Source organism: Bacillus hominis, assembly GCF_018332515.1.
GTDB classification, from domain to species: domain Bacteria; phylum Bacillota; class Bacilli; order Bacillales; family Bacillaceae_G; genus Bacillus_A; species Bacillus_A hominis.
Window position 1 is genome coordinate 1 of record NZ_BOQD01000322.1, and the last position, 2,733, is coordinate 2,733.

Consider the following 2,733-nt stretch of genomic DNA (forward strand, 5'->3'; position numbering starts at 1 on the left):
GTCTATAATCATGAATAGCTTTATTTTCTCAATAGGTAGACTTATAAATGGTACATATCATGCCGCAGGTACCTGTACTTTAATCAATAGGAAAAACACATTAGTAACAGCAGCACACGTAGTTAATGGCACTGATGTAAATCTAGTAATCAAGCTCAATGACAACTTTGACAATGGTTACCAAGACACAACTCTCACCCAATCAAATTTTTATGCTGTTAAAATCGAGCATATAGACCCAATAAGAGATGTTTGTATCCTTTCTTTGCAAAGTAAAAATGCCTTCTACTCGCACCTTAAGATTGGAAATTCTGATGAAATAAATCCAGGTGATGAAGTTACTATTTCCAGTTTTCCACACTCTGACTTGGGTAGAATTGTCTTGACCCAACAAACTTGTGAAGTTGGCGCCAAAATTCTACTTAGTTCTAAAAAAATTAAATCCAAACACCTAGTCTTGAACATTCAAGCACGTCCAGGACAATCTGGAGGACCTGTTATTAGAAAATCAGATAATACAATTATTGCTATACTGATTGGTGCTTACGTTCCCACAATTGGCGGCGGTATTGACCTTGGAGGAATTGACCCTCAAACATTGCACCAAACAACACATGCTGTTTCTACAGAATACATGGAAAGGATGTTATAAATGACTAATACAAACTCATTTTTCGAAAAACAAAAAGATTCAGAATGGCTTGATGTGTTACCAGATTACCAAAAAAGTATAGTATCTGAATTACTTGTCTCAAATTCTTATGAAGAAGCTGCATCAGCATGGCTTGAAGCCTCTGTTGATTATACATCTCCTTTCAGTGCGCAACCAAAATCAGAAAAGAAATTTTTTGATTTACTAAAAAAAGAGGTACAAAAATTACTTTGCGGAAGTCCTGATTATGCCGCTGAGCGAAATGAGTTTACTCAATTAACTCAATTACCTCAAAATAAAACAGCTATTGTTTCTATGGTATCAGCTTTAATTGGTGCAAAGGTTGGACTAGCAGCTTCTTTTATAGCACCAGCTATTGTTCTTATTTTCATGACGATCGGAAAAGCATCGCTTAATGCATGGTGCGAAATGCAAACCAACTAATCTATTGAATAGTATTATTATAAATAAACACACCCGCCAGTTACATAGTAGGTGTGTTTATTTACAAAAACTCGTTCTGTTTAACCCCTCGAGTTTAAAAATTCTGGCGGAACGTTACGAGCACCTGCCAGTCCCTCACCAGATTTGACCTCCCCCGGGGGATTTCTTTTTGCCCCAAAATAAAAAGCCGGAATTACTGTTCCGACTTTTTTTTCTTTTTCGCTCGTATTAAAGTACTTTTACTTATTCCAGTCTTTTCTTCTACTTGCTTATATGAATGCTTATTAGCTAATAAACCTAGTGCGTGTTCAATTTGTTTCTTACTGTACTTATTCGGTCTACCTTCCCTAAAGTCTTCACGCTGCTTAGCAATTGCCTTACCTTCTTGTGTCCGCTCAACAATCATGTCACGTTCAAACTCTGCGAACGCACTCATAACATTGAATACTAAGCGACCTGTCGGTGTATCCTCTATCAGTCCCATGTTCAATACATGTACCTTCACACCTTTTTCAAACAGTTCTCTCACAGTCTGTATCGCATCTACAGTTGAACGAGCAAAACGATCCAGCTTAGTAACTACCAAGGTATCACCTGACTCTAGTATCGAAAGTAGTTCCTTAAACTTAGGACGATCAGCTTTTGTACCAGTGAACTTCTCTGAATAAATTATACTACAGCTTTCCTTCTCCAGTGTTTGAATCTGTGCCTCTAAGTCCTGGTGAATCGTACTTACCCTCGCATATCCGTACTTCATTCATATCAGCTCCATTTCGGCCTAACTAATGACACTAAGTTATGACACCATTTAATACCTTGATACTATCACACCCATAACAAAGTGTCAAAACCTTTAAGTTATGATACCGATATGAATGATTATGACCCCCTGAGTCTCAAAGACCCTTCTCTCTCAGCGAGCTCGGCTGATAAAAACACCCATCGGTTTCACCTTTCGTGTTGCCGACAGTTAGATAACTACTACAGTAGTCACCTTAGTTTCTACCTACTATATACGCCACAGTCAGTCCAATCCAACGGGCATAGAAAAAGCCAGGTACCCATGTGCTAGGTTCCTGGCTTTTGACATAATGAAAATATGGAGGATATGTACACAAAATACCTATCCTAGCATAAATTGTACCTAGAAAAACCCTACTTTGTCAAGCCTTGCTCAACTTTTTTTATTAGCTGGTTCATACCAACCATGTCACCATTGATTATCAGATAGAGCGTATCTACAGCTTTATCACAGTACTTATAATACTCATTGGCATTAATACTCAGCGTATGCAGTATTCGTTTCCGCGGAACCTTAACCACGTACCGCGCAAGTACGACATATCGCATATTCTTCGGTAATTGTTTAATCGCCTGATCCAGCACAATCTTATTCAACCGCCCATCACCTTTCCCGTCCTGTGCACCAGGTCCAGTAAAGCTAGGTGGGGCATCAGGGAACCGATCACCTACAGCCAACGATTCGTAATTCTCCAGCCATAGTCGTATCGTCTTCTTTGAAACATAGCCGTCAATTCTGGTCATCTCCGAACCTCCTGACTCAGAAAATCAAACCCCTAAAACAAACACCTTAAACCATTAATAGTATTACATACTATATAACTATTAATAAATAC

General features: G+C 38.6%; 4 protein-coding genes. 2 read left to right on the plus strand and 2 right to left on the minus strand.

Annotated features, from left to right (window positions below):
• Positions 1 to 652: S1 family peptidase (locus KI356_RS23645; RefSeq protein ID WP_238486226.1), on the plus strand; the 652-nt coding region annotated here is incomplete at its 5' end.
• Positions 653 to 1,096, plus strand: a complete 444-nt coding sequence (locus KI356_RS23650) for a hypothetical protein (RefSeq protein ID WP_000185755.1) — start codon at positions 653 to 655, stop codon at positions 1,094 to 1,096.
• 193 nt (positions 1,097 to 1,289) lie between these two features.
• Here the strand turns inward: KI356_RS23650 and KI356_RS23655 are convergent, their stop codons facing one another.
• Together KI356_RS23655 and KI356_RS23660 are read right to left on the minus strand one after the other, a co-directional pair.
• The gene (locus KI356_RS23655; protein ID WP_000873651.1) at positions 1,290 to 1,853 is read right to left on the minus strand and encodes a recombinase family protein; all 564 of its coding nucleotides are present in this window, start codon (positions 1,851 to 1,853) and stop codon (positions 1,290 to 1,292) included.
• Between the two features lie 398 nt (positions 1,854 to 2,251).
• Positions 2,252 to 2,641 carry a hypothetical protein gene (locus tag KI356_RS23660; RefSeq protein WP_000196742.1) on the minus strand — a complete coding sequence of 130 codons (390 nt, stop codon included), beginning with the start codon at positions 2,639 to 2,641 and terminating at the stop codon, positions 2,252 to 2,254.
• Positions 2,642 to 2,733: the final 92 nt, after the last annotated feature.